The organism is Sphingobium sp. ba1 (assembly GCF_000743655.1).
Taxonomy (GTDB): domain Bacteria; phylum Pseudomonadota; class Alphaproteobacteria; order Sphingomonadales; family Sphingomonadaceae; genus Sphingobium.
This window is the reverse complement of sequence record NZ_JPPQ01000003.1, coordinates 1-4,789: the sequence shown is the minus strand read 5'-3', so window position 1 is coordinate 4,789 and position 4,789 is coordinate 1. Positions and strand designations below refer to the sequence as shown.

Below are 4,789 nucleotides of genomic sequence, written 5' to 3'. Positions count from 1 at the left end.
GGCGTCACCTCAAGCTTTGTACGCTGAACAACGATTTTCCGGACATAATGTGAACATTGGTGTCAGGCAGCGGCGCGAAGGTACTGGTAGAGGGTTTCGCGGCTGATGCCCATGTCGCGCGCGATGGTCGCCTTGCGTTCACCGGCGGCAACGCGGCGGTGCAGATCGGCAATCATCTCATCCGAGAGCGACCGTTTCCGCCCCCGATAGGCGCCGCGCTGCCGAGCGATCGCAATGCCTTCGCGTTGCCGTTCGCGGATCAGGGCGCGCTCGAACTCAGCAAACGCACCCATGACCGAGAGCATCAGATTGGCCATCGGGGAGTCCTCCCCCGAGAAGGACAGGCTTTCCTTCTCAAACTCGATCCGGATACCTCGCTTGGTGAGGCCCTGGACCAGCTTGCGCAGGTCATCCAGATTGCGGGCCAACCGATCCATGCTGTGGACGACGACGGTATCGCCTTCGCGGGCGAAAGTGAGCAGAGCCTCAAGCTGGGGGCGGTTGACGTCCTTGCCCGATGCCTTGTCGGTGAAGGTCCGATCGAGCGACTGACCTTCCAATTGGCGATCCACATTCTGATCGAACGTGCTGACCCGGACATAGCCGATCCGTTGCCCCTTCACTGCGCACTCTCTCCATCAAAATGTCAGGTTGAAATCTATGATACGCAACGACATTCGTCAACAAATTCCGTTTATCACCCTAATCTGACAGAAACCGCGGTAGCGCCCTGACGTCCGGTTAGGCTATACTCCAAGCTGACATCACAAAATCAAATCCCTCAAAGATGGCGTCAATTGCCTTGATGGGGTAAAAACTGGAGTGCTTCCAGGATGGGACATTCGGCAACGTCATCTCCAGTGCATCTGGCTAACGTGGTCGCCAGCGTCACCTCTATCTTCTGCAAATCTGCAATGCGGCGGCGGACATCTTCAAGGTGGAGTTCGGTTCTCGCCATAACCTCCGCGCAGGTTTGTGCACCGGTATCGGTGAGCGACAACAATGACCGTATCTCATCCATTGCATAGCCAAGGTCGCGCGCGCGCAGGATGAACTGCAACCTTTGCACCAGTTCCGGCGAATAGACGCGGTAGCCGTTGGAACTGCGAGGCGGCCCCGGCAGCAATCCCACCTTCTCGTAATAGCGGATGGTTTCGAGATTGCAGCCTGTTTTCCGGGCAAGCTGGGCACGCAAGATGCCGACCTGTTGCTCCATGAAAATACCTCTTGAGTCTGTAGTGGCTACAGAGCCTACACTGCGAATCACTCAGTTGGAACAAGGGATTCAAGCCATGGTCTCAACGCCGGAAGCGGGACAGCCAGCCCTCACCGAAAACCACGAGCCGAAGCAGGCAAACTGGGTTGCGGCGGGCGCATTGATCGGCGCGGGGCTCGCCTCGGCTTGCTGCGTCGTCCCGCTACTGTTGGTTATGCTCGGAATTTCCGGCGCGTGGATCGCCAACCTGACGGCGCTCGAACCTTACAAGCCCTATGTCGCAGGCGTAACGCTCGCGCTGCTCGGCTACGGCTTCTGGCATGTCTATTTCAAGCCGAAACCGCCCTGTGAAGACGGTTCCTACTGCGCTCGTCCACAATCGGCTTGGACCACCAAGGCGGTGCTGTGGCTGGGCCTTGCCGTCGCCATCCTGGCGCTCACCATCGACTGGTGGGCACCCTGGTTCTATTGAAAGGAAATACCCATGAAAAAGACAGTATGTATCGCTATGGCCGTGCTGGCTATGGCTGGCGGCGGGGTCGCCTATGCAGTTAGTGGCACGGCGCAAGATCGCCCCGCGGCTACCGCAACCGCTCAGAAGCAAACCACCTTTGCCATAGAGAACATGACCTGCGCCACCTGCCCGATCACCGTGAAGAAGGCGATGGAAGGCGTCGCCGGGGTAACGGCGGTCACGGTCGATTTCGCAGCCAAGACCGCGCGCGCAACCTATAACCCGCGCCGCACCAATGCTGCTGCGATTGCCGCTGCATCAACCAACGCGGGTTATCCGGCGCGCGCTATTCAAAACTGAGCGGGGCGCCGCCAGCGCCTCAAGAAAGCGATAAGCAATGAACGACTGTTGCAACCGCCCCGGGCAGGAAGGATTTGACGTGGCCGTCATCGGCGCGGGTTCTGCCGGGTTCTCCGCCGCGATCGCCGCTGCCGATCTGGGCGCGAAAGTGGCGCTCGTCGGTCACGGCACGATTGGCGGCACCTGTGTCAATGTTGGCTGCGTTCCTTCCAAGACGCTGATCCGCGCCGCCGAAGCGGTGCATGGTGGGCTTGCCGCCGCGCGCTTTCCCGGCCTTGGGGGCGCTGTCCAGATGGATGACTGGTCCGTATTGGCGGCGTCGAAGGACGATCTTGTCACGACGCTGCGCCAAAAAAAATATGTCGATCTGCTGCCCGCCTATGACGGTGTGAGCTATATCGAGGGCAAGGCACGCTTTGCCGATGGTGCGCTGATTGTCGGCGATGCGCCCATGAAGGTCGGCAAGGTCATATTGGCGATGGGTGCGCACGCCGCCGTGCCGCCGATTCCGGGGATGGACAGCGTGCCCTACCTAACCAGCACATCGGCGCTGGCGCTGGATCGCTTGCCCAAATCGCTGCTGGTGATCGGTGGCGGGGTGATCGGGGTAGAACTGGGACAGATGTTTTCGCGTCTGGGCGTTGATGTCACCATCTGCTGCCGAAGCCGCCTGCTCCCCGAAATGGACCCGGAAGTGAGTGCCGCGCTGAAAAACTATTTGGAAGCCGAGGGCGTGCGGGTTTGCGCAGGTGTCGGCTATCAGCGTATCGCCCAAACACAGAGCGGGGTCGAATTGACCTGCGAGGGGCATTGTGACACCGTCGCGGCGGAACAGGTGCTCATCGCCACCGGACGCCGACCCAATAGCGACGGGCTTGGGCTGGAGGAGCGCGGCATAGTGCTTGCCCGTAATGGTGGAATCGTCGTCGATGACCACCTCGAAACGTCGGTTCCAGGCATTTACGCGGCGGGCGATGTAACGGGACGGGACCAGTTCGTCTACATGGCCGCCTATGGCGCAAAACTGGCCGCGCGCAACGCGGTGACGGGCAACCAATACCGCTACGACAATTCCTCCATGCCATCCGTCGTCTTCACCGACCCGCAAGTCGCCAGCGCCGGCCTCACTGAAACGACAGCACGGGCGCAAGGCCTGGACATCAAGGTTTCGCTGCTCCCGCTCGATGCTGTGCCAAGGGCACTGGCAGCACGCGATACGCGGGGTCTCATCAAACTGATTGCCGACAAGGCGAACGACCGTTTGCTGGGCGGCCAGATCATGGCACCCGAAGGCGCGGATTCGATCCAGACACTGGTGCTGGCGATCAAACACGGCATGACCACCCTGGAATTGGGTGCAACGATATTTCCTTACCTGACCACTGTGGAAGGCCTCAAACTGGCGGCCCAAACGTTTGATAAGGATGTCGCCAAACTGTCTTGCTGCGCCGGGTGATTGCTCGGGGATCAACCGGCAACGAATGGCCTCCCTCCAGTGCAAGCCGCTTTGGTGTCAATTTTGTTATTCGCCTCAGCGGGAGAGCAAAATGGCACGACGCCGACTTCTGACCGGAGACGAGCGCCGGCGCCTGTTCGATCCTCCTGTCCAAGAAACCGCGATCATTGGGCATTATACCCTTTCTGCGGAAGATGTTGAATTGGTTGGGCGCCGCTATGGTCCAGCAAATCGCCTCGGTCTGGCTGCACAAATCGCTTTGATGCGACATCCCGGCTTTGGTCTGCAACCCGAGATCGGGCTTCCCGACGTCATTCTTCAGTACCTCGCGGCACAGTTATTCGTCGATCCTTCCTCCTTCTCTGCATATGGTCAGCGCGCGCAAACCCGTACCGATCATGCCGATCTCGTGGCGCGTTATCTTGGCATACGCCCGTTTCGACGCGGCGACCTGGCACTTGCCCTGAATCTTGCCGCGCAAGCCGCCGAGTATACAGACAGAGGTGAACCGATTGTTCGCGCCCTCATGGTTGGCCTGAAGGGTGAGCGGTTCATTCTTCCGTCAGGCGACACACTGGAACGCGCCGGTCTTGCTGGCCGGGCACGCGCACGCAAAGCTGCCGCAGCCGCAATCGTCGAAGGCCTCAGCTCTGCTGAACTGACACGGCTAGACGAACTCGTAATCAACAACCCGGATTTCGGCATGACACCGCTGGCGTGGTTGCGTAATTTCGAAGAAGCCCCGACTGCGGCCAATATCAATGGCTTGCTTGAGCGCCTGCGCTATGTTCGCGGCATAGGTATCCACCCGGTAGTTGGGGGCGCCATTCCGGAATTCCGCTTTGCCCAATTTGTCCGCGAGGGCGGCGTGGCACCGGCATTCCTGCTTTCGGATTACAGCGTCAATCGCAGGCGGGCGACGTTGACGGCCGCAGTGATCGACCTTGAGGCCAGACTTGCCGATGCCGCGATCCAAATGTTTGACCGACTTATCGGCGGCATGTTCACGCGCGCGCGGCGTGGGCGCGAGCGTCGCTACCAAGATAGTATTCAGTCGGTGGGGCAACTCATGCGGCTGTTTGGCGCCACGATTACAGCACTTGATGAGGCTGTCCAGAATGGCGGCGATCCGCTCGAATTGATTGACGAAGCGGTGGGCTGGCACCGGCTTGTTGCGGCAAAGGCCCAAGTAGATGCCCTTGCTGATCTTGCCGGCGAGGACGCACTGGTAACGGCAACCGAGCGTTACGCCACGCTACGGCGTTTCAGCCCGGCATTTCTGGACGCCTTCACCTTCAAGGCG

At 59.9% G+C, this 4,789-nt stretch carries 6 protein-coding genes; 4 read left to right on the top strand and 2 right to left on the bottom strand.

All coding sequences use genetic code 11. From position 1 onward, the window contains the following. Window positions 1-62: 62 nt before the first annotated feature. Together IL54_RS00055 and IL54_RS00050 are read right to left on the bottom strand one after the other, a co-directional pair. Window positions 63-623: a recombinase family protein gene (locus tag IL54_RS00055; protein WP_004213255.1), complete on the bottom strand. Its 561-nt coding sequence runs from the start codon at window positions 621-623 to the stop codon at window positions 63-65. A 170-nt stretch (window positions 624-793) separates the two neighbouring features. Beyond that, complete coding sequence (locus IL54_RS00050) at window positions 794-1,216, bottom strand: MerR family transcriptional regulator (RefSeq protein ID WP_014072603.1); 423 nt, start codon at window positions 1,214-1,216, stop codon at window positions 794-796. A gap of 76 nt (window positions 1,217-1,292) precedes the next feature. On the opposite strand from IL54_RS00050, the gene IL54_RS00045 reads away from it, so the two are divergent. From IL54_RS00045 to IL54_RS00030, 4 genes are all read left to right on the top strand, one after another. Next, the gene (locus IL54_RS00045) at window positions 1,293-1,688 is read left to right on the top strand and encodes a mercuric transporter MerT family protein (protein WP_014072602.1); all 396 of its coding nucleotides are present in this window, start codon (window positions 1,293-1,295) and stop codon (window positions 1,686-1,688) included. Between the two features lie 36 nt (window positions 1,689-1,724). Continuing rightward, a complete protein-coding gene (locus IL54_RS22445; RefSeq protein WP_017503487.1) occupies window positions 1,725-2,030 on the top strand; it encodes a heavy-metal-associated domain-containing protein in 306 nt (101 codons plus the stop codon). A 79-nt stretch (window positions 2,031-2,109) separates the two neighbouring features. Next, window positions 2,110-3,486 (top strand): mercury(II) reductase, encoded by a 1,377-nt coding sequence (gene merA / locus IL54_RS00035; protein WP_021222959.1) that lies wholly within the window; start codon window positions 2,110-2,112, stop codon window positions 3,484-3,486. A gap of 91 nt (window positions 3,487-3,577) precedes the next feature. Next, window positions 3,578-4,789, top strand: a 1,212-nt coding sequence (locus IL54_RS00030; protein ID WP_037472029.1) for a DUF4158 domain-containing protein, incomplete at its 3' end; no start/stop codon positions are given.

Bases quoted from the DNA above. Each gene is read 5' to 3' on its own strand.
- IL54_RS00050 (WP_014072603.1), bottom strand. From the start codon at position 1,216: ATGGAGCAACAGGTCGGCATCTTGCGTGCCCAGCTTGCCCGGAAAACA.
- IL54_RS00045 (WP_014072602.1), top strand. From the start codon at position 1,293: ATGGTCTCAACGCCGGAAGCGGGACAGCCAGCCCTCACCGAAAACCAC.
- IL54_RS22445 (WP_017503487.1), top strand. From the start codon at position 1,725: ATGGCCGTGCTGGCTATGGCTGGCGGCGGGGTCGCCTATGCAGTTAGT.